We start from the raw sequence: 21,910 nt of genomic DNA on the forward strand, positions 1-21,910 counted from the left end.
GCTGACGGCTAGGAGATGAGTCATGAGCGTTGACCACGGCAGCGACAACGACCGGAAGTCGCCCCGCTTCCACTTCGATCGACACACAACGGAATACCGCGAACGGTTCACCGACATCACCGAGGAGATGCAGAGCAAGTGCCCCCTCGCGTGGAGCGATACCTACAACGGGCATTGGGTCGCTGCCGACAACCGGGCGGTCTTCGAACTCGCCCGCAGCGCGGATGTCTCTGCCGATCACGACGTGAACGGTGAACGTCGTGGCTACCAAGGTGTTTCGATCCCCAAGCTGATGGAGGTCAGCATCCGGGGCGGCCTGTTGGAGATGGACGATCCCGAGCACAAGATCTATCGCGGCGCACTCAATCCCTATCTCTCGCCCGCCGCGATCAAACGGTGGGAACCGTTCATCGACGACGTGGTGCGCGCCTGCCTGGACGAGAAGATCGAATCCGGCCACATCGACTTCGTCGAGGATCTGGCCAACATCGTCCCTGCCGTGGTCACACTGGCAATGCTGGGTATTCCGTTGCAGAAGTGGGAAATCTACAACGAACCGGCCCACGCGTCGGTCTACACCGCACCCGAGTCACCGGACGCCCCGCGGGTACTGGATCTGTATATGGCCATGGGCATGGATCTGTTCTCCAACCTGGCCGAGATCCGCGAGAGCCCGCGTCCCGGGATCATCAACGCGTTGGCCGGGCTCCGGATCGATGGCGAGCCTGCGGCCGACATGGAGCTGCTCGGGATGTTGAACCTTCTCATCGGCGGCGGGTTCGACACCACCACAGCGTTGACGGCGCACGCGCTGGAGTGGTTGTCGGAGAATCCCGATGAGCGCGACGTACTCAGCCGTGAACGAGACGAACTACTCGATCCGGCAACCGAGGAGTTCTTGCGCTTCTTTACGCCCGCCCCCGGCGACGGACGAACCATCGCTGCAGACATGGAACTCGACGGCAGGCAGCTCAAAGAGGGAGACCGACTCTGGTTGTCGTGGGCCATGGCCAACCGCGACCCGGACATCTTCGACGACCCGAACGACATCGTTCTGGACCGAAGCGGCAATCGCCATTTCAGCTTCGGCATCGGCATGCACCGGTGCATCGGTTCTAACCTCGCGCGCACCGTGTTCAAATCGATGGTGACCGCGGTGCTCGACCGGATACCGGACTATCGCTGCGTTCCCGAAGGGACTGTCCACTACGAAACCATCGGGGTCATCCAGGGCATGCGGTACCTGCCTGCGACATTCACTCCGGGCCCTCGAGTCGGCGCGGGCTTGGACGAGACACTGGAGAAATTGCAGCGGATCTGCGTCGACCAAGAGTTGGCCAGACCGGTGACCGAACGCAAAGAACCCGCGCTCATCCACGATTGATGCGCGTCGACGCGCGATCAGCGTGGGTGGCCCATTGCTTCCAGCGTCGAGTCGGCGGCGGCCAGCACTGCTGCCGACTTGGCCCCGGCGTCGTCGGCCAGGCTCGATATCAGTCGTGCATCCTTCTGCAATAGCGTCCCCGCGATGGAGGCGATCGCGTCGATCGTTCCGCCGGACGCCGCAATGGCGCCAAGTGCATAGCTGTTCGCCGACCCCTTGGAGATCACCTCGCCGAGACGATCCGGATTCACTCCCAAGGACCCACCCAGGGCCAACGCATCGACGACGATGCCGAGGTTGGCGGCAAAGACAACGTTGTTGAGGAGTTTGGTCACCTGGCCCGACCCCAGTGCACCGAGGTGGACAACCGGTTCACCGTATGTGGAGAACACGGGCCGGCACCGTTCGACGGCCTCCGCTTGACCACCGACCATGACCAGCAGGTTGCCCGCCACTGCCGCAGGGCCACCACCACTGACCGGCGCATCGATGACCACGACCCCTTGCGCCGCTGCCTTTCCGGCCAGATCGCGACAGGTGTCGGGGTGGATGGTGCTGTGGATTGCGATCACACCTCCCGGTGCCAGGCCGGCGAGTACGCCGAGTTCACCGGTCACGATCTGCCGAACATCTGCATCGTCGACCACGCAGATGCAGACCAGATCGCTGGCCGCCGCCAGTTCGGCCGGTGAGTCCGCCACTCTCGCTTCGGTGTCGGCAAAGGACTCCAGCGACGCCGATCGGCGGGCCCACAGCGTGGTGTCGTAGCCCGCTTCCACGATCCGGCGGGCCATCGGCGCGCCCTGACTCCCGAGACCTATGAACCCAATACGCATCGTGTTCCTCCAACTTCGCGAAATACTCTCGTATATAACGCTTCTCGGAATCCGGGCGCGGATCGTTCCGATGTCGGCCGATCGACTTCAGCCTGGCTGGGCGTTGGCGCAGAGCGCTTTTCGGACTGCGCCCACAAAGAATACCCACCCACCTACTCCCGTCGGCCAATTCGAAAAATTCACCCACATAGAGCCCCGGCCTGCCATACATTCGTACAATATGCGCCGGCTGTCGACGGCCGGCCCCAGCGAAAGGCGTGGCTGTGAACAAAGACGACATGATCCTGATCAGTATCGACGACCACATCATCGAGCCCCCCGACATGTTCGACAATCATCTGCCCGCCAAATACAAGGCAGAGGCACCCCGTCTCGTCCACAACCCCGATGGCAGCGACACCTGGCAGTTCCGCGACACCGTCATCCCCAACGTCGCGCTCAATGCGGTGGCCGGAAGGCCGAAAGAAGAGTACGGATTGGAACCGCAGGGTCTCGACGAGATCCGGCCCGGTTGTTACGACGCGGCCGAGCGGGTGAAGGACATGAATGCCGGCGGTGTTCTCGCCACCATGAACTTCCCGTCGTTCCCCGGTTTCGCGGCCCGACTGTTCGCCACCGACGACGCCGACTTCTCCCTGGCCCTTGTGCAGGCCTACAACGATTGGCACATCGACGAATGGTGCGGCGCCCATCCGGGGCGATTCATCCCGATGGCCTTGCCGCCGATCTGGGATGCCGAGCTCTGCGCCCAGGAAGTACGTCGAGTCTCCGAAAAGGGCGTGCACTCGCTGACCTTTACCGAAAACCCTTCGGCGCTGGGCTATCCCAGCTTTCACAGCGATTACTGGAACCCCCTGTGGAAGGCGCTCGTCGACACCGACACCGTGATGAATGTGCACATCGGCTCGTCCGGCCGGCTGTCGATCCCCTCGCCCGACAGCCCGATGGACGTGCTGATCACGCTGCAACCGATGAACATCGTGCAGGCCGCGGCCGACCTACTGTGGTCCGCACCGATCAAGGAATACCCCGACCTGAAGATCGCTCTGTCCGAGGGCGGCACCGGGTGGATCCCATACTTCCTCGAGCGGATTGATCGCACCTACGAGATGCACTCGACGTGGACGAACCAGGACTTCAAGGGCAAACTCCCCTCGGAAGTGTTCAGGGACCACTTCCTGACCTGCTTCATCTCCGATCCCGTCGGCGTGCAGCTACGAAACGAAATCGGTATCGACAACATCTGCTGGGAGATGGACTATCCGCACAGCGATTCGATGTGGCCGAACGCGCCGGAAGAGCTCGAGGGCGTGTTCGACAAGTACAACGTCACCGACGATGAGATCAACAAGATGACCTACGTGAACGCGATGAAGTGGTACTCATTCGATCCATTCAAGGACGTTCCCAAGGAGCAGGCCACGGTCGGTGCGCTACGCAAAGCCGCCGAAGGGCATGACGTGCAGACCCGTGCGTGGAGCACGCGTGAGAAGTCCGGCACCAGCTTCGCGGATTTCGCCGAGAAGGCAAAAGAGATTTCGGGTGTTCAGGATTGATCGAATAGCAATTACCCGCTCGTCAACTACGGCCAGGTGCTCCCCAGGAGCCCTGGCCGCTTTTTTGTCGAACCGATCTTCCACCGCCGAACCCACGTCGGAGCCATAACGAATTGTTATGGCTCGGCGCCGAAATCGGTATTGGAAACTGCAGTTGCCGCACCCATAGTCTCGAAGCATCCGAACAGACGGTGTGCTGCGCACCATAATCTTGCGCAAATGTGACGGGAGTTTTCAGTGAGTGTTGAAGACAAGAACTGGACAGAAGCGATGGGCTTTGATCGCATGCCCAACCACATCGTTGGTATGCGCGTCACTGAACAGATGGACCTGACCGGCCAAAAGGCCGTCGTTGTCGGTGCCGGGGGTGACGGTCTGGGTCAGGCGATCGCCAACCGCCTCGCCGGCCTCGGCGCTGACATCGCACTGATTGGACGGACCTTCGAGAAGGTCGAACGGCGCGCCAAAGAGATCGAGGAACGCTGGGGCGTGACGGCGATACCGGTCCTCGCCGATATGTCGGATTGGGATCAGGTCCACCAGGCGGTCAAAGAAAGTCATGACCGGCTCGGCGGCCTCGACATCATGGTGAACAACCCCGTCATGGTGGTGGCCGGACCGTTCGAAAAGCACACGAAGGAAGACATCGACAAAACGATGCTGGGCAGCCTGACCATGATGATGTACGGCGCGCACGCTGCGCTCGAGTATCTCCTTCCCCAGGGTTCGGGCAAGATCATCAACATCGGCGCCGTCGGTGGACGCATGCAGCACCGCGGGCTTGTCGTCTACAACTCGGCCAAAGCCGGTGTCATCGGATTCACCCGCAACCTTGCTCATGAGATGGCGCCGCGCGGTGTCAACGTGCTGGCAGTCGCCCCCGGAATCATGATCAAACCTGATCTGGTCGAGCGCTTCCTCAATCCGCAAAGCGATCAGGACTACGCCGCCCGCGACGCCATCGCCGAAGCACTCGAGACCTACGTCCAGCTCGGTCGCGGCGCACTGCCGGAGGAGGTGGCCAACATGGTTGCGTACCTCGCCACCGACGCCGCCAACTACATGTGCGGCCAGACCATCGACGTCGCAGGCGGACAGTTCATGAATTGACGGGAGATCGACCACTTCCTGTTCTACTCAACTGATTTCAACCCCGGAGGTCACGATGTCTCCCATCGACGACGTAATGGACGCGGCAACCAAGAGCACCGGACTCACCGACTTCGGTGATGACTCTTTCCGCGAGGGTCTCGAAATACTGTTGGCGTCGGTACGCGACGAAGCCAACCTGAACGCGACGGGCGAAGTGTTCATGCGCGACCGCATCGTCGGATATCTCGGCCAGCGGTTGCAGGTTGAGAACTGGTATCGCCGTCACCCCGAGATCGACGAGATCTCCATCGTCACCCCGCTGATCGGGATCGGCCTGCCACGCACCGGATCGTCGGCACTGTCGAGTTTGCTCTCGCAGGACCCAGACGTGCGGTACATCAGGCGCTGGGAGTCGTCGCAGCCCTGCCCACCGACATCGACTGTTGTCGGGGTTGATCCGCGCATCCCGCCGGGCATCGGCGAGATGCTCGGGTCACGGCATCACGTCCCGAGCGACACCCACGGTCCCATGGAATGCCACGACCTGATGGCGTTGGACTTCAAAACCCACTTCTTCCAGTCGCTGGCCCAGATTCCGACGTACTCGGAATGGTTTGTGAACAAAGCAGATCTCACGTCCACGTTCGAGTACCAGCGCAGAGTGATGAAGCTGATGCAATGGGGTGAGCCCACACGGGAGTGGCGACTCAAGTGCCCGTCGCACATCTTGGTCCTGGACGCCCTGGACAAGGCCTTTCCCGATGCCCGCTACGTCATGACACATCGGGATCCCACCGACGTCATCTTGTCGGTTGCCGACCTTTATGCCGACATCATCACCAGGTTCACAGACACCATCGACAAGCCATACATCGGCAAGCTCAATGTGGATCATTGGTCGCTGGGTATCCAACGTGCCATGCAGTTCCGCCGTGATGGCGCCGACGATCGTTTCTACGACATCGACTTCCGCGCGATGCAAAGCGATCCCGTCGGCGAGGTCAAGGGACTGTACAGCTGGCTCGGAACCCCGGTCAGCGCACAGTTCGAGTCGCAGATGCGAAGTTGGTGGGAAAAAGCGGCCGACCAACGTGAACCGAGTTCACACGCCGACCCGGCCGAGTTCGGCATCGACCTCGCCGAGGTCCGCCCACTGTTCAACGAGTACGTGGCAAGTGCCCAGCACTGGACCAACCATTCCAACCTAAATGTGAAGTGAGAGAAACGATGTCGATTGATCTGACCGGAGGCCTTGATTCAACTCGCGAACACGTCTTCGCCGAGCGGCCCGAAAATCCGGAAATGCGGGATTCGGTGAGTTTCTGGGTGGTCGATGACCGCGGCGAGGTGGGACTGCCGCGCATCGGCGTGGAAGCCGTGTCCTCCAACTGGGATACCCACGACCTGCAGGTGAATGTCACCTTTCCGGATGGCCGGGTGTACCGACTGCGATCCACCGAACCCGCGGCCTCGCCCATCGGACCCGAAGGCAAACCCACCGTGCTGGGCGCCGGCGGACTGAAGTTCCGTTGCGTCGACGAGTTCGACACCTGGACAATGACATACGACGGAAAGGCCGTACAGACCACGTCCGCCGGACTCATCAAGGGTGACACCGATGGTCCGGTCGTCAACGTCAGCTTCCATGTCGAAGCGAAGATGGCCGTTCCACCATGGATCCAGGGCACCATGGGCAAAGACGCCCAGGAAAAGCTCAAGGACGACGCCATCTCGGGCATGATGGGTGGACCTCGCTATGAGCAGCTGTTCCGGGCCACCGGCCGGGTCAGCATCGACGGAGCCGAAGACCACACCTTCACCGGCTGCGGACTGAGGATTCGACGTCAGGGCGTCCGCAACCTTGCCGGATTCTGGGGTCATTGCTGGCAGTCCGCTGTCTTCCCGAGCGGCAAGGCCTTTGGCTACATCGCCTATCCTCCGCGCGACGACGGACAAGACACCTTTGCCGAGGGCTTCATCTACAAGGGCAACGGAGATCTCATCCCGGCACGAATCGTGAAGGCTCCCTGGCTGACCCGTCTTGTTCCCAAGGGGGACGACGCAACACTGGTCCTCGAGACCGACACCGAGACCGTGACCATCGAAGGTGAAGTCCTGTTCGGCGCCCACGATGTCTTCCACAAAGACAACGCCTATTCGACAAATGCGCTCAAGGCCGAGATGCCCGCCTTCCCCGCTGTGCACCAATCCGGTGTGCGTTATCGGTGGGACGGCGAGGAAACGGTGGGAATGATGGAGCGCTCGAACCCGCTCGACAAGATCGAGCAGGACTCGTGACCACGTCATCGCCAACTGTCTCCTGAAAGGCCACAGCAATGCTGAACACACGCTACGAGCTCTCACACCTGGCCGCGCTCGAAGCGGAATCGGTCTACATCTTCCGCGAGGTGGCCGCCACTGCACAACGCCCGGTGCTGCTGTTCTCTGCAGGCAAGGACTCGGTGGTGATGTTTCACCTGGCACGCAAGGCTTTCTGGCCGGCACCGATCCCCTTCCCGCTCATGCATGTCGACACCGGACACAACTTCGACGAAGTCATCGAGTACCGCGATCGCGTCGTCGAGAAAACCGGTGTCCGACTGATCGTTTCGAGTGTCCAGGACGACATCGATGCGGGACGGGTGGTTGAGCAGACCGGACCGGGAGCCAGTCGCAATCGACTCCAAACCGCCGCGCTGCTCCGCGGCATCGGAGAAAACAAGTTCGACACCGTCTTCGGTGGCGCCCGACGCGATGAGGAAAAGGCCCGCGCCAAGGAACGGGTGTTCAGCTTCCGCGACGAGTTCGGCGCATGGGATCCGCGGGCGCAGCGCCCGGAACTGTGGAATCTCTACAACGGACGCCACCACAAGGGTGAGCACATCCGGATCTTCCCGCTCAGCAACTGGACCGAACTCGACATCTGGCAGTACATCGCCTCCGAGGAGATCGAACTGCCAAGCATCTATTACTCGCACCGGCGAGAGGTCGTTCCTCGCGACGGAATGCTGCTGGCCAAAACCCGTTTCGTGGACTTGGCACCCGGCGAGGAAGTGATCACCGAGACGGTTCGATTCCGGACAGTGGGCGATGCCACCTGCACCGGATGTGTGCTCAGCGACGCCGTCACCGTGCATCAGGTGATCGACGAGGTCTCCTCGACCCGGATCACCGAGCGCGGCGCCACCCGCGCCGACGACCGGATCTCCGAGTCGGGGATGGAAGACCGCAAGAAGGAAGGCTACTTCTGATGACTCTTGCACGTCCCGCCACCGAATCCACCACGACCGAGAGCAATCACCCCATGCAGACCGGCAAGCAGATGTTGCGCCTGGCGACCGCGGGCAGCGTCGACGACGGCAAGTCGACACTCATCGGAAGGCTGCTCTACGACTCCAAGAGCATCTTCACCGACCAGATGGAGTCCATCGAACGCACCAGCGTCGAGCGCGGAGACGAGTACGCCAACCTCGCGCTGCTCACCGATGGACTCCGTGCCGAGCGCGAACAGGGCATCACGATCGACGTCGCCTACCGCTACTTCGCAACGCCCAAGCGGAAGTTCATCATCGCCGACACACCGGGACACGTTCAATACACCCGAAACATGGTGACCGGCGCCTCCACTGCGGATGTCGCCCTGATCCTCGTCGACGCCCGCAAGGGCGTCCTCGAGCAGACCCGCCGCCACGCGTTTCTGTCATCCCTGTTGGGCATCGCCCATCTGGTGCTGTGTGTGAACAAGATGGACCTGGTCGACTGGTCCGAAGAACGCTTTATCGAGATCCGTGACGAGTTCAGCGCTTTCGCCGGCAAGCTGAACGTCCACGACCTCAGCTTCATACCGGTGTCAGCTCTCCTCGGCGACAACGTGGTGGATGCCTCGCAGCACATGCCCTGGTACACCGGCACCTCGCTTCTCGGGCACCTCGAAGACGTCCACATCTCGTCGGACAAAAACCTGATCGACGCGCGCATGCCCGTGCAGTACGTCATCCGCCCGCAGGTCTCCGATGGCTCCGACCACCGCAGTTACGCCGGGACCATCGCCAGTGGAACGTTCAAGCCCGGTGACGAAGTTGTTGTGCTGCCCAGCGGTTTCACCACCACGGTGTCAGAGATCTGGGGTCCCGGCGGGGCCAAGGTCGACGAGGCGTTCACATCGATGGCCGTCTCGCTCTCATTGGCCGACGACATCGACATCACTCGCGGTGAGATGCTGGCCCGGCCGGGCAACCGCCCACACGTCGGCCGCGACATCGACGCCATGGTCTGCTGGTTCTCCGACGACACCACCCTGGCACCCGGGAACCGCTATACGATCCAGAGCTCGACCCGTGAGTCCAAAGCGGTCATCAGCGCACTGACCTACCGGCTCGACGTGAACTCCCTGCACCGCGACGAGGCCTCGGAAGCGTTACAGCTCAACGAGATCGGCCGAATCACGCTCCGGACCCAGCAACCGCTGATGTTCGATGCCTATCAGCAGCACCGTCACACCGGCAGCTTCATCCTGATCGACGAGGCCACCAACAAAACTGTGGGCGCCGGGATGATCAACGGCCCGGTCAGCAAAGACTCGCACGTTGTCTGGCACAGCTCATCGGTCACCCGCGAGCAGCGCGCCACCACGGGTGCCACCATCTGGATGACGGGACTTTCCGGCTCCGGAAAGTCCTCTATTGCAGCAGAACTCGAGCGGTCCCTGGTCGCGGAGGGACGCCCCGCCTATCTGATGGACGGCGACAATCTACGGCACGGCCTCAACTCCGACCTGGGCTTCGGCGACGACGACCGCCGCGAGAACATACGCCGCACCGCAGAGATTGCCGCGCTCTTCGCCGATTCCGGTTCGGTGGCGATCGTCTCTTTGATCAGTCCCTTTGCGGCAGAACGACAGCGGGCCAGAGAGATCCACGCACAGCGCGGAATCCCCTTCTACGAGATCTTTGTCGACACGCCACTCGAGGTCTGCGAGGAGCGTGACCCCAAAGGCCTCTACGCCAAGGCCCGCACGGGTGAGATTCCCCAGTTCACCGGGATCAGCTCACCGTACGAGCCTCCAACCGCGGCCGATATCGTCATCACGCCCAGCGACAGTCCCCTGCCGCGCGTCGCCGAAGCAATCCGCCGCGACCTGGGAATCTGAGCCGTGAGCTTCGATGATGCGGACACCGCGCTTGCCGCCGAGTTGGCCACTGCCGCCGGAGAGTTCCTGCTCGAACTGCGGGCCACATCCGGTCTGGCAGGCAAGGATCTCGGCAAGGCAGGCGACCTGGGCTCGAACGAGTTCCTGCTGAAGGAACTCGCTCGCCTGCGGCCCGACGATGCGGTCTTGTCCGAGGAATCCTCCGACGACCCGGCCCGACTCGACGCTCCTCGGGTCTGGATCATCGACCCGGTGGACGGCACCAAGGAATATGGACTCGGTCGCAGCGACTGGGCAGTTCACGTGGCACTGTGGGAGCGCAACCGGCGAGGTGATGGAGGCGGCCTGACGGTCGGCGCGGTTGCGTTGCCCGGGCTGTCGGCCACCTACGTCAGCGACGGTGCCGCGGTTGAACCCGCGACCGGACTGGTCGCAACACCACGTGGCTCTAACGCACGCGTTGTGGTCAGCGGCTCGCGGCCACCGGCATTCTCGGAGGCGGTGGCCTCGGCGCTCGGCGGAGAGTTGTTGCCGATGGGATCGGCCGGTGCGAAAGCGATGGCGGTGGTCCGCGGCGAGGCCGATGCATATGTGCACGCCGGTGGTCAGTACGAGTGGGATTCGGCCGCCCCGGTGGCCGTGGCCAGATCACAGGGATTGTGGTGCAGCAGGATTCATGGCGATGCCCTGCGCTACAACCAACGCGATGTCTACCTTCCGGACCTTGTCATCTGCCGACCCGAACTCGCTCCGACAATTCTGGCGGTCATCTCAGATGCCGACCGCGCCGCCGAACCACCGAACAGCCGTACCGTCTTGAGCTAGGTGGCAGACTGGGACCGTTATGGATACCCATCGCCTCAAGTACTTCCTGCGCATCGCCGACGAGGGGTCGATGACGCGTGCGGCAACTGTCCTTGGGATCGCCCAGCCTGCCCTGAGTCGTCAAATCCACCGTCTGGAGGAAGAACTCGGCGTAACGCTGTTTCGCCGCACGTCACGCGGCATGGAGTTGACGGAGGAAGGCGAACAGCTCCGAGCAAGTACGGCCGCGCCACTGCGCCAGCTCGAGCTCGCCGTCCAGTATGCCGGCTCGCCACTTGCACGACTCGAGCGGGGATTTCGCCTCGGTCTCCTGGAGACGACCGTGGACTTGTTGGCCAAACCACTACTCGGCAGCCTCGCGTCGGCGTTCCCGAAAATGAGTTTCGACATCACAGCCGCGAATACCGACCTTCTCATCGAGAGCCTACTGAAGGGAACACTCGACACCGCCATCATCAATCCGATACCTGATGATCGCTTGTTCTCCAGCGACTTACTGATCGAGGACCTTGTTGTCATGGGTGGGGCGACAAGCGATCTCACTCCAGATCGGCCAATGCGTTTCATCGACATAGCCGAGCTTCCGCTGGTGATGCCCAGTACCCCTACCGGCCTCGCCAGCACCATCGAGAACGCAGCACTGCGACTCCAGATCCACTTGCAGTCCCGGTTTGCCACCGACTCACTGCAAGTCGCGAAAAGTCTCATCCGGGCCGGAACCGCCTACGGCATCCTGCCGATGTCCGCGTGCACCGCAGAGATCGAATCAGGACGGATTCGTTGGGCTCCATTGACAGAGCCCACCGTCAGTCAAAAGCTGATCATGGCGTCCACCGGCCGGCTCGAGTTGCCCCGCGGATTGGCCATCCGAATCGGCAACATCATCCACGACGAAATTGCCCAGCTGATCAACTCCGGCAGCTGGCCGGCGCAGATCCTCCACTCGCGCCACACGCATGAGTCCAAAGGCCGGTCGGGCGTCTAGTGCGGCGGCGACGCGAGCCGCGCTTCCGCCGACACGGTGGTGACGCCATCGGCAACGATCGCCCCCTGCACCTGCCGCCCGGACAGGTCGCTTCGCTCCGCCGAGATGTGTAACTCCGTGAGCAATGGGGTCGGCCGGTGATAGCGCACCGACAATTCCTGCACCACAGCCGGTTCTCCCTCCACCGCGCCGGCCGCTGCCAGGACATGACTGAGCATCAGCGCCGACATACCGCCATGCACCAACGCTTTCGGTCCCTGATACTGCAGCCCGAGAAGACCAGTCGCCGAGACGTTTCCGTCGTCGTCGACGTCCACGTCAAGTGGCGGCGCGAGTGCATTGCCGGTACCCGACACCGGATCCCGATCGCCGGTCACCCCGGCGCAGTCGTCCATCACCTGCGCGATCCGGTCGAGTTCTTCGGTGACCGCGCGCAGCCCCGGGTCCTCAGCTTCGACCCGAAGGAGCAGATCGGTGAGCCGGCGCAACCCCGCGGCAGCCGACTCGATGCCATCGGACTGTTCAACACCGTCAGTTCGCATGCGGCATCCGCTTTCTCGAGGCGATGAACAACCCGTCGGCGCTCACGCACAGTTCGTCATTCAGCCAGATCTCTGCGCTCGAGTAGGCCTTCCGGCCGTCGACGCGATCGTGTCGCGATCTGATCGTCAGCTCCCGCCCGGACGGCACCGGCCGGTGGAACCGAATGTTGAGTTGCGCCGTCATCCCCGCCGCTCCGGCCACCGCGTTTGCGTTGGCCAGCGCCACGTCGAGGATCATCGCCACGGCGCCCTCATGAACCACACCGGGAGCGCGCTCGTAGGCGACCGAAAACGTCACCACGCCATTCGCACCATCGTCGGTCGCCCCCAAGTCGACGGGTGGAGCGATCGCGTTGTGCGCACCCACCACCGGACTGTAGAGCGACCCCCTACCCTCACGCTCCATCGCTTGTATCCGATCGCGTGGCGACGGCGCGCGCGTCTCGAGATCATCGGCGAGGGCGTGGATCCGGCGGGCGATTTCCGAGAGATCCGCCGCACCGCGAGCAGCGCCCGTCAGCGCCACCGTGGCCCGGCGCACGGCCGCGACCGCCTGCGCAGTCAGATCGCCGCCCTCGCCATCACCGTGGTCGAGGTGGCGTTCCGCATCAGCGGTGTAAGTCACGTTTGATCCCCTCCTCGACACACGTCTGCGGGCCGTTGAAGTGAAACGCTACCCGGCAGCGGCCAGGTCGCGGAGCAGGTCTCGGCTGCGCCGCATCGACCCACGAGGGTCGGGACCCACCGGGGTGATCGCCGCCCAGACATCGGTTGCGCCCGCATCGATGAGGTTCTGCAGCTGCAGGCGTACCGATTCTTCGTTGCCGACGATAGCGATATCAGCCGCATCGGTGGCACCACCGGCACTGATGACGCGCTGGTAGTTGGGCATTCCGGCATACATGCCCGACGTTGCGGCAACCGCGGCGCGCGCCTCGTCGACGTCGTCGTGCACTGCCACCGGCAACCCCGCCACGATCCGGGGAGTCGGACGGCCCGCCTGCGCGGCCGCGGCGTGAATGGCTGGGGCGATCTGTGATTCGATGACCTTCGCCGAAGCCATCCACAGCACGGTTCCGTCGGCGAATTGTCCTGCCACCCGCAGCATCCGGGGCGACATGGCGGAAAGAAGCACTGGCACCTGGTGTTTGACCGCTGTCATCCGGCCTGCACTCTTGGTGGTCCAGTCCTGTCCGTGGAAATCGACGTCCTCGCCGTGCAGCAGCGCCGTGATGATCTGGATGTACTCCTCGGTGTTGCGGCCGGGCCGCTCGTACGAAAGCCCATATACATCTTCGATGAGGGGCCCGTGGGAAGGACCCAAACCGAGCGTGAAGCCGGGCCGTCCCATCGCCTCTGCGACTGCGGCGGCCCTATTGGCCTGCAGCAGCGGATGAACGGGATAGGTCTGCAGGACGGCAGTTCCCAGCTCGATCGTTGAGGTGGCCCGGCCCGCCACCGCAAGTGCGGCAAGCGGGTCACCCGCGACCGTGCTGGCGTACCAGAGCGAGGTGAATCCGTCGGCCTCGGCGCGCTCGGCCTGCTGGACGATCTTGTCGGTCGACGAAGCGCCGCCGGTCAATCCGATTCGCATGTTGCAGTTCGCCCTGTCTTCGTATGTATGGTTGTTCATGCAGCCTATACGACTGTATGGCAATACGGATCAGCGTAATGAGGGAGCGACCATGTTCGACACCGCCACACCGATCACACCGTCGATCGGCATCGAAGTCACCGGCGTCTCCGGCAGCCGCCTCGCGGAAGCGGACGCGGCGACATGGTGCCGAACCGCACTCGAACGACACGGTGTGGTCCTGTTCCGGGAATGCCATATCAGCGACAGCGACCTGGTGGCGTTGAGCCGCCTACTCGGAGAGGTCGTGGTCCCTCCGATGGGCGGACAAAAGGATCATCCCGAGGTTTCAGCGATCAGCCTCGATCCCGCGAAGACAGTCCTGGCCTCGTACAACACCGGCACATTCCACTGGCATATCGACGGTGCCACCGACGCCATCCCACAGATGGGCACCCTGCTGACGGCACTCGAGGTCTCTGCCGAAGGTGGCGACACAGAGTTCGCCAACACCTACGCCGCCTATGACGCCCTGTCCGATGAGGACAAAGCTCTGGTCGCAGACCTGCAGGTGGTCCACAGCTTCAGCACGGCGCAACTGCTGGCCAATCCGGACCCCACAGACAAGCAGCGGGCAGCGTGGGCCCGGGTTCCCACCCGAGTCCACCCGCTGGTGTGGACACGCCGGACCGGACGCAAGTCCCTGCTGATCGGGGCCACCGCGGGTGAGGTGGTCGGGATGTCACCCGAGGAAGGACGGGCACTGATCAGCCGCCTGCTCGAATGGTCGACGCAGCCGCGATTCGCCTTGCGCCACCACTGGCATCGCGGCGATCTGGTCCTATGGGACAACACCGGCATGCTCCATCGGGCGATCCCCTACACCGCCACCTCACGCCGGCTCATGCACCGGACCACTCTGATCGGCGAAGAAGCAGTCGCCTGAACCCTCGCGGGTAGATTCGTGGCATGAACGGCAAGGCGATGTGGCAGTGACAGCGACAGACACTTCCACCCAGGACAGCACCGACGACGCACCACCGGTCCTTTTTCCTCGACTGCTCCCCTGGATCCTGGGTATCTGCGGCGTCATCGGCCTGGCGGCCTCGTTCACCTTGACCGTCGAGAAGTTCGAACTGGCGGAGAACCCGGACTATGTGACCAGTTGCGATATCAGCCCGGTATTGAACTGCGGTTCGATCATGGACACGTCCCAGGCGGCGCTCTTCGGTTTTCCGAATTCGCTGATCGGACTCGTCGGTTTCTCGGCCCTGCTGGCGATCGCCGTCATGATGGGACGCAGACCTTCTGCGCTGATCATGCTCGGCATGCAGGTCGGGCTGACCGCCGGCATCGTCTTCATACACTGGTTGATTTTCCAGAGCCTTTACCGCATCGATGCGTTGTGCCCGTACTGCATGGTTGTCTGGGTCGTGACCATTGTCGCGTTCTGCTACGTGAGCCTGCGCAATGCCGACGACTACATCACGGGCGGTTTCCCACGGAAGATGGTGAACGCGGTCCTGAGCATCCATTCCCTGATTCCGGTGGTGTGGATTCTCGTGATCGCCGGCCTGATCGGACAGCATTTCTGGTGGTACTGGTCGACGCTCATCTGACACCGAGCGGTCAGTCGACGTCTCCACCATTACCCGCCTGCAACCTGGGCCTCAAGACCATCGAACCCTTTGTTCGCGATCGCAAAGCCGTTATGCTCGATACCAATCTGTGTCGGGCAAGCCCAGGAGGACGGCAAAATGCACACCACGGATAATTCACCTCACCCATTGGTCACCGCGTCGGACGTCCACAAGGTTGCTTTCCGCAAGCCCCCGCTGGGCAAACGCGGCTACAACGAAGACGACGTCGACAGCTTCCTCGACGAGGTGGAGGAAACACTCCGCCAACTACACAACCGCCTTGCCCGCTACGAAGACCCCACCCGCTGAGAGCACCGATCAGGCCACCACCGCGATCGCGTCCGCGGTGGAGAACAACCGCGAGCGCGTGATCGCAACCTAGACTCGGACAGATGACGGGTCACGGCAACGCTGCGGAGAAGGAACTCGGACCGCGGATTCCAGACAAGCCGAATGGGCGTGCGGCACAGCGCCTCGAGACACGTCGACGCATCTTCGATGCCGCGGTGGCCGAATTCAAACGAACTGGCGTGGCCGACGCCGATGTCGGTGCCATCGTGGCTGCAGCAGGTGTCGCACGCGGCACGTTCTACTTCCATTTCCCCAGCAAAGAGCACGTCCTCATCGAGATCGAGAACGCCGAGGTCGCCAGAGCCGCAAGAGATCTTGAGCGATTCATCGCCAAGTCACCCGGTTTGGCCGACGTGCTCTCCGAGACTGTCCGCCTGACAAAATCAGCAAAGCGCAGGCTCGGAAGGAATCTGTTCCGGGATGTCCTGGCCCTGTATTTCTCCCCCACCCGACCACAGCTCGATCTCACCCCCGCCAAAGGTCTATCCGTCATCGAACTCGTCGTCACCCAGATCGAACAGGCCCGCGATCGCGGTGAGATCTACGCCGACGTCGACCCCGCGCACAGTGCGCTCTTCTTCTTCCTCGGTCTCTATGCCTACCTGACCGTGAGCCACGAAGGACCACAAGATCCGCATGCTCTCGATCAATACGTGGCCGGCGTGATGCGAGGCTTGGAACCCCGCTGACCGGTTGCAGGATTGCACGACGTGCGCAACACGTTCCTCCACAGGGAGTTTAGTTCGGACAGAGCCCCAAACCATTACTCGAACAAACATTCGACATGATGTGTTTTCCGGAGTATTCTGGTTGAAAGAATTCAATCAGATGTGCTGGGGGGCATGATGTCTGACGATCCATCTGATGAAGTTGGGGTTGGTTCTTCTTCGGTTCCGGTGTTGGTGCGTAAGTACCTCGAGTTGGAGTTGCTCGTTGCCGATATCGCGGACTGCGCTGATTCCGATATGTCTGGGGCGGAAGTCAATGAGCTTGTGCGGGTGCATGAACGGATAGTTCGCAAGCTCGAGTTCACCGGGTTGCGTCACCTGTTGCGGGTTTCAGATCGATCATCGTTTACCGAAGCCGGGTACTCGTCACTGTTCGGGTTCACCCGCAGCGAGTTGCGGCTGACCAAAGGCCAAACCTTCTCCCGGATCCGCGGGTTGGAAGCAGTCGGCCGATTCCACACGATGCAGGGTGAAGAACTGGCGCCGAAATGCCCTGCCGCCGAACAAGCCTGGGCTCACGGGCTGATCGGGACAGCACATATGGATGTGATGCTGGACGTGCGCAAACACATACCCTCCGCGGCTGATCCGGCGGTGTATGACGTGGTCGATCACTGGATGACCGAAGAAGCCGTCGGCCAAGACCCCACCCAGTTGGCGGCATCGGGTCGTGCGGTGTTGGCGCGGGTTGATCCCGATGGCCGGCTGACCGATGATTCGGATCGCGCGCGTAAACGTTCGCTGGGGATCGGCGATCAGAGTGTGGATCTGATGGCGAAAATCTCCGGCACCCTCGATCCGGAAACCCTGGCCTTGTTGCGGACGGTGATGGATGTGTGGGCGGCGCCGGGGATGAACAACCCGGCCGACCCGAACTCACCGGCCGGGGCCTCCGATGATCCGAAACAGGATGCTGAACTGGTCAAGGCTGCCGCTGAGCGTGATACCCGCTCGAAGGGCCAACAATGCCACGACGCGCTCAAGGCGATCCTGACAACGATTCTGGAATGCAACCTGCTCGGCAAGTCGCATCGAGGGTTGCCGGCGCAGTTGATCATCACGATGACCAAAGAGCAGCTCGACGACTGCGCGGGTATCGCCAGAACGGCGTCGGGAGTGGATATTCCAGTCAAAGAGGCCCTGCACCTGGCAGCCCGGTCCGACAAATATTTGGCCGTGTTCGCCGACCACTCCGCGGAGGTGTTGTATCTGGCCCGGACCAAACGGACCGCGCAGAAAGGCCAGCGGCTCGCGTTGTTCGTCCGGGATCGGGGTTGTTCGCATCCAGGCTGCACCAATCCAGCGACCTGGGTCGAGGCCCATCACCTGCTTGCATGGATCAACGGTGGTCTGACCGACATCAACATGATGGGATCAGCCTGCCCGCCGCACCACAAACTCATCGGTGATGGCCCACATCAGTGGCAGACAATCATGATCACCGAAGGCCCCGACACGGGTCGAGTCGGCTGGATACCACCGGCGTCTGTTGATCCAGAACGCACACCACGGGTCAACCGCGCCCAGCACGTCAACGAAACCTTCGCAGCGGCCTGGGAAAAAGTCCTCGCCGACCGCCAAGCGGTGTTGGCCGAAAAGCTGGCGGAACTGACCGGCGACGAATCTGACATCCCACCGGATCCCGGCATCGACGATCCCGAGTGCGACGAATAGCCCTCATGGAACGCATGTTTCGGGCAGACAGACAGTCAATCGCCGAGTCAGAAATAGCGCCACCGTGATGGCGGGCGCGCACTGTGCCTGATACCGCCCACTCAACTCATTGACAGATTTCATTGACATCAGTCAGTGAATGGGTCTAGAACTGACATATCCGCCGACATCGAGATGGGGTCCTGGATATGTGGCTGGACATTCTGCGACTGGTGGTCGCATGGAGCGCGATGGGTGCCGTGATCGCGTTCTGGTATTGGGTCATGAAGAACATCGGTACATTCTGATGACCATCCTTGCCGGAGCGAACGTCGCTGGCAACGTGACTGTTTCACGTTGAACGCAACGCCGATCCCGGCTGCGCTCACCGTCGAGCGCAGCTGCGGCCTGACTGCCGTCGCCTTCTCCGGGCGGCGACGGAGCGGTGCCCGACTGATGACAGGCGAGCATCGAACGTTCGGACTCAACAACCTTCAGAACATTGTCCAGGTACCCTATCCAGCGATCTCGACGGATTGGACAACACGAACACTGACCTGCGGTGTTGCGCTGCAGTGTTCGCCATCCAAAGACGACATCGGACGCTATCCGCTGCACCAACTCTCGCCTCGTGAGCTGGCAGCGTTGACCGTCGTCGAGGCGGGGGTCGCGCTGCGTTGGATCGCCGATCACTGGCCTGGCCTGATACCGGAACTCGATCGCCTCCTGACTGGACTTCCGTTTGCAGACAGCGGTTTCGACGCCACCGACATGCTCCGGCGTGCAGACATGATGGCCAAATCCCGCGAGAGAATCGACCCGCACCCGCTTCTCGGACAACTACCACTGCAGGCTCCGCCAGGCCGCGGCCTGGCTGCCGCGGTCAAGCGGGTGTACAGCCGGATGCCGTGGACTTCCCCCCGCAGCGATGCCCAGCGCCTGCTGTCCATCCCGGTCGGAGGGGAAGGCGGAGTGCGTAATTCGAACCTTCCGCCACCGAGTCGACCCGAAGACGAAGACATCGAGATCCGGCCGGACCAGCGGGCGGGCATCCCATACCCCGAGTGGAACGCATGGCGTGAGAGCTTCCTCATCGACCACGTTGCGGTGCTGGAGCGAAAGCATCGGGGATCTGGGCGGGCGGGTCCACCGGTGTCGACAGATCTGCGGAAATGGTTCGCCGAGCACACCCACCGCTCGACCAAGAACCGCCTGGAGGACGGGTCCGATCTCGACGTCGACTCATACGTCAACCACCACATCGACCTGATCACCGGAGAAGCCGCCGAACCCCGGGTGTTTCGGGAGCTGTTACCCATGTCGCGGGACGTGACCACCGCCTTGCTCCTCGATGGCAGCTCCTCACTCGGCATTCGCCGCGGCGAGGTCTTCGAGCTGGAACTGGCCTGTGCTGACGCACTTTCGCGCGCGATGACGCTCACCCGCGAGCGCCACGGAGTGTTTGTCTTCAGTGGCAACACCCGCCATCGGGTGGAGGTGAACTGCCTCAAGGACTTCGACGACACACATCTGGTCGTTCCGAGTGGTTCCGGCCTGGCAACCGGTGGCTATACCCGGCTCGGTGCCCCTATTCGGCACCTGACAAGCCGTCTGCTGGCCCAGCCCTGTGAACGACGACTGCTCATCGTCATCGGCGACGGACTGATATCCGACGAGGGCTACGAAGGGCGTTATGCCTGGGCCGACGTCGCCCACGCTCTCGAAGAAGCCGACGATGCCGGGATATCTGTCTACTACATCGGCGTCGGTCCGGCCCGCGTCGATCCGCTGCCCGAGGTTTTCGGCCCCCGACGTTCTCAGCGAATCCGGCAGGTCGAACAACTCCCCCGAGTGCTGGCTCATGTTCACCGAGAACTCGTCAGCACCTGACCAATTGGAGCACAAACACCTTGACCACCGACCTCTACCTCCCCACGGGCAGCGAAATCGAGATGTTCGAGCGGGCCTTTCACCAGCAGCTTCCGGTGATGCTGACCGGTCCGACCGGTTGCGGAAAGACCCGGTTCGTAGAGCACATGGGCGAACTGCTGGGCACTGCCGTCGTCACCATCAGCTGCCACGACGATCTCACCAGCTCGGATCTCGTCGGGCGGTTCATGGTCACCGGCGGTGACGTCCGGTGGACCGACGGCCCACTGACCCGCGCGGTGAAGAACGGGGCAATCTGCTATCTCGACGAAGTGGTGGAAGCCCGCCACGATTCACTCGCGCTCCTGCATTCGCTCACCGACCATCGACGGGCCCTGTATCTCGATCGCGCCGATGAGGTGGTCCGGGCGCCGGAGTCGTTCATGGTCGTCTGCTCCTACAATCCGGCATACCGTAGCTCGCTCAAGGAACTCAAACCCTCTTTCCGGCAACGGTTTGTGACCCTGCCGATGCACTATCTGCCACCCGACCGCGAAGCCGCCGCCCTGATGGCCGAAGCCGACATCGACATTGCCGTGGCCAACCGACTTGTCCGCTGCGCCATCAGCATCCGCGAGGCCGACGAGGTGTACCACTTCGAACCACCGTCGACGCGTGTGCTGGTGACCGCAGCGAGACTCATCGCCGCGGGCGCGTCCGAGATGCAGGCCGCCGAGGCTTCGATCCTGGCACCACTGAGCACCGACGGCGCCATCAGCAGCGGTCTGAAGGAAGTCGCCGCGGCAAGTCTGCAGGCCACCGAATACCAAGAATCACAATCACATTGATCGAAGGGAGCGGCTCATGAACGAACAGGACAGGCGGCGCAAACGGGCGCTGATCGTCTTCCAGATCTTCGCGTACGGCTTCCTGCTGTCGCAGTTCTTGATCCAGCTCTACATGTACACCGCTCGGGATTGGTAGGCAGGCCATGAATCTCCCTTCGATCAACCTACGGCGAGACAAGAGCGCCGGTAACACCTCCGCCTCCTACGACGAACATCAGGACGACTCGCGCCGCGCACAACGTGAAGCCGACTGGTGGCTCACCATCGGGACGTTGCTGATGGGAACGTTGGTCCTCGGAATCGTCGGTCTGCCCATCTTCCTGCGCGGCGTGTGGCTCCAGCGCCGGGCAGGACTCGAAGGCCTGTCGGTCCGGCCCATCCTCGTCACACTCATCGGCTACCTGGTGATCCTCGACGCCGCGCTCAACAGCCTCGGCTGGGCGCTGGACCTCATCGCGAACCACACCCTGATCAACCGCGTGATCCTCACCGCCTGGGGAAACATGTTCGACGCGGGCTACTTCTGGCACTACAACGAACTGTGGATCGGCGGCGCGGGCGGTCCGGGCGAAAAGGGTTGGGAGGTGGCCCTGATGCTCACCGTCTTCCCGATGCGGATCGCGGCCGGCATCGCCTTCCTGCAGATGAAGCGCTGGGGCCACCAGTGGATGATCGTCACCTGCTGGTTCGGCGTGGTCATCTGGATCGGTTACACGTTCAACATGACGATGTACGCCGATGTGCGTTACTCGGGCGTGGTGCTCCCGGTGATCGGCTGGTGGTTGTACGACATCTTCTACATCACCCCATTTCTGGCGATCCCCTACCTACACACGGTGAATCGAGAGATCTTCACCGACTGATCGCCGCCCATCCAAC

General features: G+C 62.4%; 21 protein-coding genes. 17 read left to right on the forward strand and 4 right to left on the reverse strand.

The window, feature by feature from the left end; all coding sequences use genetic code 11:
* Nucleotides 1–22 precede the first annotated feature (22 nt).
* Nucleotides 23–1,384: a cytochrome P450 gene (locus AC56PL_RS24760; protein ID WP_495517438.1), complete on the forward strand. Its 1,362-nt coding sequence runs from the start codon at nucleotides 23–25 to the stop codon at nucleotides 1,382–1,384.
* Nucleotides 1,385–1,401: 17 nt separating this feature from the next.
* On the opposite strand, the gene AC56PL_RS24765 is transcribed toward AC56PL_RS24760, so the two are convergent.
* Nucleotides 1,402–2,220 (reverse strand): NAD(P)-dependent oxidoreductase, encoded by an 819-nt coding sequence (locus AC56PL_RS24765; protein WP_497155455.1) that lies wholly within the window; start codon nucleotides 2,218–2,220, stop codon nucleotides 1,402–1,404.
* A 263-nt stretch (nucleotides 2,221–2,483) separates the two neighbouring features.
* On the opposite strand from AC56PL_RS24765, the gene AC56PL_RS24770 reads away from it, so the two are divergent.
* The 8 genes from AC56PL_RS24770 to AC56PL_RS24805 all read left to right on the forward strand — a co-directional run bounded on the left by AC56PL_RS24770 (nucleotide 2,484) and on the right by AC56PL_RS24805 (nucleotide 11,827).
* Nucleotides 2,484–3,776 carry an amidohydrolase family protein gene (locus AC56PL_RS24770; protein WP_495517436.1) on the forward strand — a complete coding sequence of 431 codons (1,293 nt, stop codon included), beginning with the start codon at nucleotides 2,484–2,486 and terminating at the stop codon, nucleotides 3,774–3,776.
* A 270-nt stretch (nucleotides 3,777–4,046) separates the two neighbouring features.
* Entirely contained in the window at nucleotides 4,047–4,886 is an 840-nt protein-coding gene (locus tag AC56PL_RS24775; RefSeq protein WP_497155644.1) for an SDR family NAD(P)-dependent oxidoreductase, read from the forward strand.
* A gap of 55 nt (nucleotides 4,887–4,941) precedes the next feature.
* Nucleotides 4,942–6,087: a sulfotransferase gene (locus tag AC56PL_RS24780; protein WP_495517435.1), complete on the forward strand. Its 1,146-nt coding sequence runs from the start codon at nucleotides 4,942–4,944 to the stop codon at nucleotides 6,085–6,087.
* Nucleotides 6,088–6,095: 8 nt separating this feature from the next.
* Nucleotides 6,096–7,166: a DUF7064 domain-containing protein gene (locus tag AC56PL_RS24785; RefSeq protein ID WP_495517434.1), complete on the forward strand. Its 1,071-nt coding sequence runs from the start codon at nucleotides 6,096–6,098 to the stop codon at nucleotides 7,164–7,166.
* 38 nt (nucleotides 7,167–7,204) lie between these two features.
* Nucleotides 7,205–8,119 carry a sulfate adenylyltransferase subunit CysD gene (gene cysD / locus AC56PL_RS24790; RefSeq protein ID WP_497155456.1) on the forward strand — a complete coding sequence of 305 codons (915 nt, stop codon included), beginning with the start codon at nucleotides 7,205–7,207 and terminating at the stop codon, nucleotides 8,117–8,119.
* Nucleotides 8,119–10,017 carry an adenylyl-sulfate kinase gene (gene cysC / locus AC56PL_RS24795; protein ID WP_497155457.1) on the forward strand — a complete coding sequence of 633 codons (1,899 nt, stop codon included), beginning with the start codon at nucleotides 8,119–8,121 and terminating at the stop codon, nucleotides 10,015–10,017. Before cysD ends, cysC begins: the two co-directional genes overlap by 1 nt.
* Nucleotides 10,018–10,020: 3 nt before the next feature.
* Nucleotides 10,021–10,842 (forward strand): 3'(2'),5'-bisphosphate nucleotidase CysQ, encoded by an 822-nt coding sequence (locus AC56PL_RS24800; RefSeq protein ID WP_497155458.1) that lies wholly within the window; start codon nucleotides 10,021–10,023, stop codon nucleotides 10,840–10,842.
* Nucleotides 10,843–10,861: 19 nt separating this feature from the next.
* A complete protein-coding gene (locus AC56PL_RS24805) occupies nucleotides 10,862–11,827 on the forward strand; it encodes a LysR family transcriptional regulator (RefSeq protein WP_497155459.1) in 966 nt (321 codons plus the stop codon).
* Here the strand turns inward: AC56PL_RS24805 and AC56PL_RS24810 are convergent.
* The 3 genes from AC56PL_RS24810 to AC56PL_RS24820 are packed head-to-tail and all read right to left on the reverse strand — an operon-like array spanning nucleotide 11,824 to nucleotide 13,963.
* Nucleotides 11,824–12,369, reverse strand: coding sequence for a PaaI family thioesterase (locus tag AC56PL_RS24810; RefSeq protein WP_497155460.1), 546 nt, complete (start codon nucleotides 12,367–12,369; stop codon nucleotides 11,824–11,826). The genes AC56PL_RS24805 and AC56PL_RS24810 overlap by 4 nt on opposite strands.
* Nucleotides 12,359–12,994: a PaaI family thioesterase gene (locus AC56PL_RS24815; protein ID WP_497155461.1), complete on the reverse strand. Its 636-nt coding sequence runs from the start codon at nucleotides 12,992–12,994 to the stop codon at nucleotides 12,359–12,361. The genes AC56PL_RS24810 and AC56PL_RS24815 overlap by 11 nt, the downstream gene beginning before the upstream one ends.
* A 48-nt stretch (nucleotides 12,995–13,042) precedes the next feature.
* Entirely contained in the window at nucleotides 13,043–13,963 is a 921-nt protein-coding gene (locus AC56PL_RS24820) for a TIGR03564 family F420-dependent LLM class oxidoreductase (protein ID WP_495517679.1), read from the reverse strand.
* A gap of 91 nt (nucleotides 13,964–14,054) precedes the next feature.
* Between AC56PL_RS24820 and AC56PL_RS24825 the strand changes: the two genes are divergently transcribed.
* The 8 genes from AC56PL_RS24825 to AC56PL_RS24860 all read left to right on the forward strand — a co-directional run bounded on the left by AC56PL_RS24825 (nucleotide 14,055) and on the right by AC56PL_RS24860 (nucleotide 21,894).
* On the forward strand, nucleotides 14,055–14,888 hold the full coding sequence (locus AC56PL_RS24825) for a TauD/TfdA family dioxygenase (protein WP_495517427.1): 834 nt from the start codon (nucleotides 14,055–14,057) through the stop codon (nucleotides 14,886–14,888).
* A gap of 40 nt (nucleotides 14,889–14,928) precedes the next feature.
* On the forward strand, nucleotides 14,929–15,561 hold the full coding sequence (locus AC56PL_RS24830) for a vitamin K epoxide reductase family protein (protein ID WP_497155462.1): 633 nt from the start codon (nucleotides 14,929–14,931) through the stop codon (nucleotides 15,559–15,561).
* A gap of 138 nt (nucleotides 15,562–15,699) precedes the next feature.
* Nucleotides 15,700–15,891: a DivIVA domain-containing protein gene (locus tag AC56PL_RS24835; protein WP_482140434.1), complete on the forward strand. Its 192-nt coding sequence runs from the start codon at nucleotides 15,700–15,702 to the stop codon at nucleotides 15,889–15,891.
* Between the two features lie 83 nt (nucleotides 15,892–15,974).
* On the forward strand, nucleotides 15,975–16,622 hold the full coding sequence (locus AC56PL_RS24840) for a TetR family transcriptional regulator (RefSeq protein ID WP_495517425.1): 648 nt from the start codon (nucleotides 15,975–15,977) through the stop codon (nucleotides 16,620–16,622).
* Between the two features lie 153 nt (nucleotides 16,623–16,775).
* On the forward strand, nucleotides 16,776–18,335 hold the full coding sequence (locus AC56PL_RS24845) for an HNH endonuclease signature motif containing protein (RefSeq protein ID WP_497155463.1): 1,560 nt from the start codon (nucleotides 16,776–16,778) through the stop codon (nucleotides 18,333–18,335).
* Between the two features lie 336 nt (nucleotides 18,336–18,671).
* A complete protein-coding gene (locus tag AC56PL_RS24850; RefSeq protein ID WP_497155464.1) occupies nucleotides 18,672–20,204 on the forward strand; it encodes a nitric oxide reductase activation protein NorD in 1,533 nt (510 codons plus the stop codon).
* Between the two features lie 20 nt (nucleotides 20,205–20,224).
* Nucleotides 20,225–21,031: a CbbQ/NirQ/NorQ/GpvN family protein gene (locus AC56PL_RS24855; protein ID WP_497155465.1), complete on the forward strand. Its 807-nt coding sequence runs from the start codon at nucleotides 20,225–20,227 to the stop codon at nucleotides 21,029–21,031.
* A 143-nt stretch (nucleotides 21,032–21,174) separates the two neighbouring features.
* Nucleotides 21,175–21,894 carry a hypothetical protein gene (locus AC56PL_RS24860; RefSeq protein WP_482140444.1) on the forward strand — a complete coding sequence of 240 codons (720 nt, stop codon included), beginning with the start codon at nucleotides 21,175–21,177 and terminating at the stop codon, nucleotides 21,892–21,894.
* The last annotated feature ends 16 nt before the right edge of the window (nucleotides 21,895–21,910 follow it).

It is taken from the genome of Williamsia sp. Y721 (assembly GCF_059683565.1).

What these genes read in the sequence shown, in the direction of transcription:
- AC56PL_RS24760 (WP_495517438.1), top strand. Translation starts at nt 23, where the DNA reads ATGAGCGTTGACCACGGCAGCGACAACGACCGGAAGTCGCCCCGCTTC.
- AC56PL_RS24810 (WP_497155460.1), bottom strand. Translation starts at nt 12,369, where the DNA reads ATGCGAACTGACGGTGTTGAACAGTCCGATGGCATCGAGTCGGCTGCC.
- AC56PL_RS24785 (WP_495517434.1), top strand. Translation starts at nt 6,096, where the DNA reads ATGTCGATTGATCTGACCGGAGGCCTTGATTCAACTCGCGAACACGTC.
- AC56PL_RS24860 (WP_482140444.1), top strand. Translation starts at nt 21,175, where the DNA reads ATGAATCTCCCTTCGATCAACCTACGGCGAGACAAGAGCGCCGGTAAC.
- AC56PL_RS24840 (WP_495517425.1), top strand. Translation starts at nt 15,975, where the DNA reads ATGACGGGTCACGGCAACGCTGCGGAGAAGGAACTCGGACCGCGGATT.
- AC56PL_RS24835 (WP_482140434.1), top strand. Translation starts at nt 15,700, where the DNA reads ATGCACACCACGGATAATTCACCTCACCCATTGGTCACCGCGTCGGAC.
- AC56PL_RS24775 (WP_497155644.1), top strand. Translation starts at nt 4,047, where the DNA reads ATGGGCTTTGATCGCATGCCCAACCACATCGTTGGTATGCGCGTCACT.
- cysD (WP_497155456.1), top strand. Translation starts at nt 7,205, where the DNA reads ATGCTGAACACACGCTACGAGCTCTCACACCTGGCCGCGCTCGAAGCG.
- AC56PL_RS24765 (WP_497155455.1), bottom strand. Translation starts at nt 2,220, where the DNA reads ATGCGTATTGGGTTCATAGGTCTCGGGAGTCAGGGCGCGCCGATGGCC.
- AC56PL_RS24805 (WP_497155459.1), top strand. Translation starts at nt 10,862, where the DNA reads ATGGATACCCATCGCCTCAAGTACTTCCTGCGCATCGCCGACGAGGGG.
- cysC (WP_497155457.1), top strand. Translation starts at nt 8,119, where the DNA reads ATGACTCTTGCACGTCCCGCCACCGAATCCACCACGACCGAGAGCAAT.
- AC56PL_RS24820 (WP_495517679.1), bottom strand. Translation starts at nt 13,963, where the DNA reads ATGCGAATCGGATTGACCGGCGGCGCTTCGTCGACCGACAAGATCGTC.
- AC56PL_RS24825 (WP_495517427.1), top strand. Translation starts at nt 14,055, where the DNA reads ATGTTCGACACCGCCACACCGATCACACCGTCGATCGGCATCGAAGTC.
- AC56PL_RS24845 (WP_497155463.1), top strand. Translation starts at nt 16,776, where the DNA reads ATGATGTCTGACGATCCATCTGATGAAGTTGGGGTTGGTTCTTCTTCG.
- AC56PL_RS24780 (WP_495517435.1), top strand. Translation starts at nt 4,942, where the DNA reads ATGTCTCCCATCGACGACGTAATGGACGCGGCAACCAAGAGCACCGGA.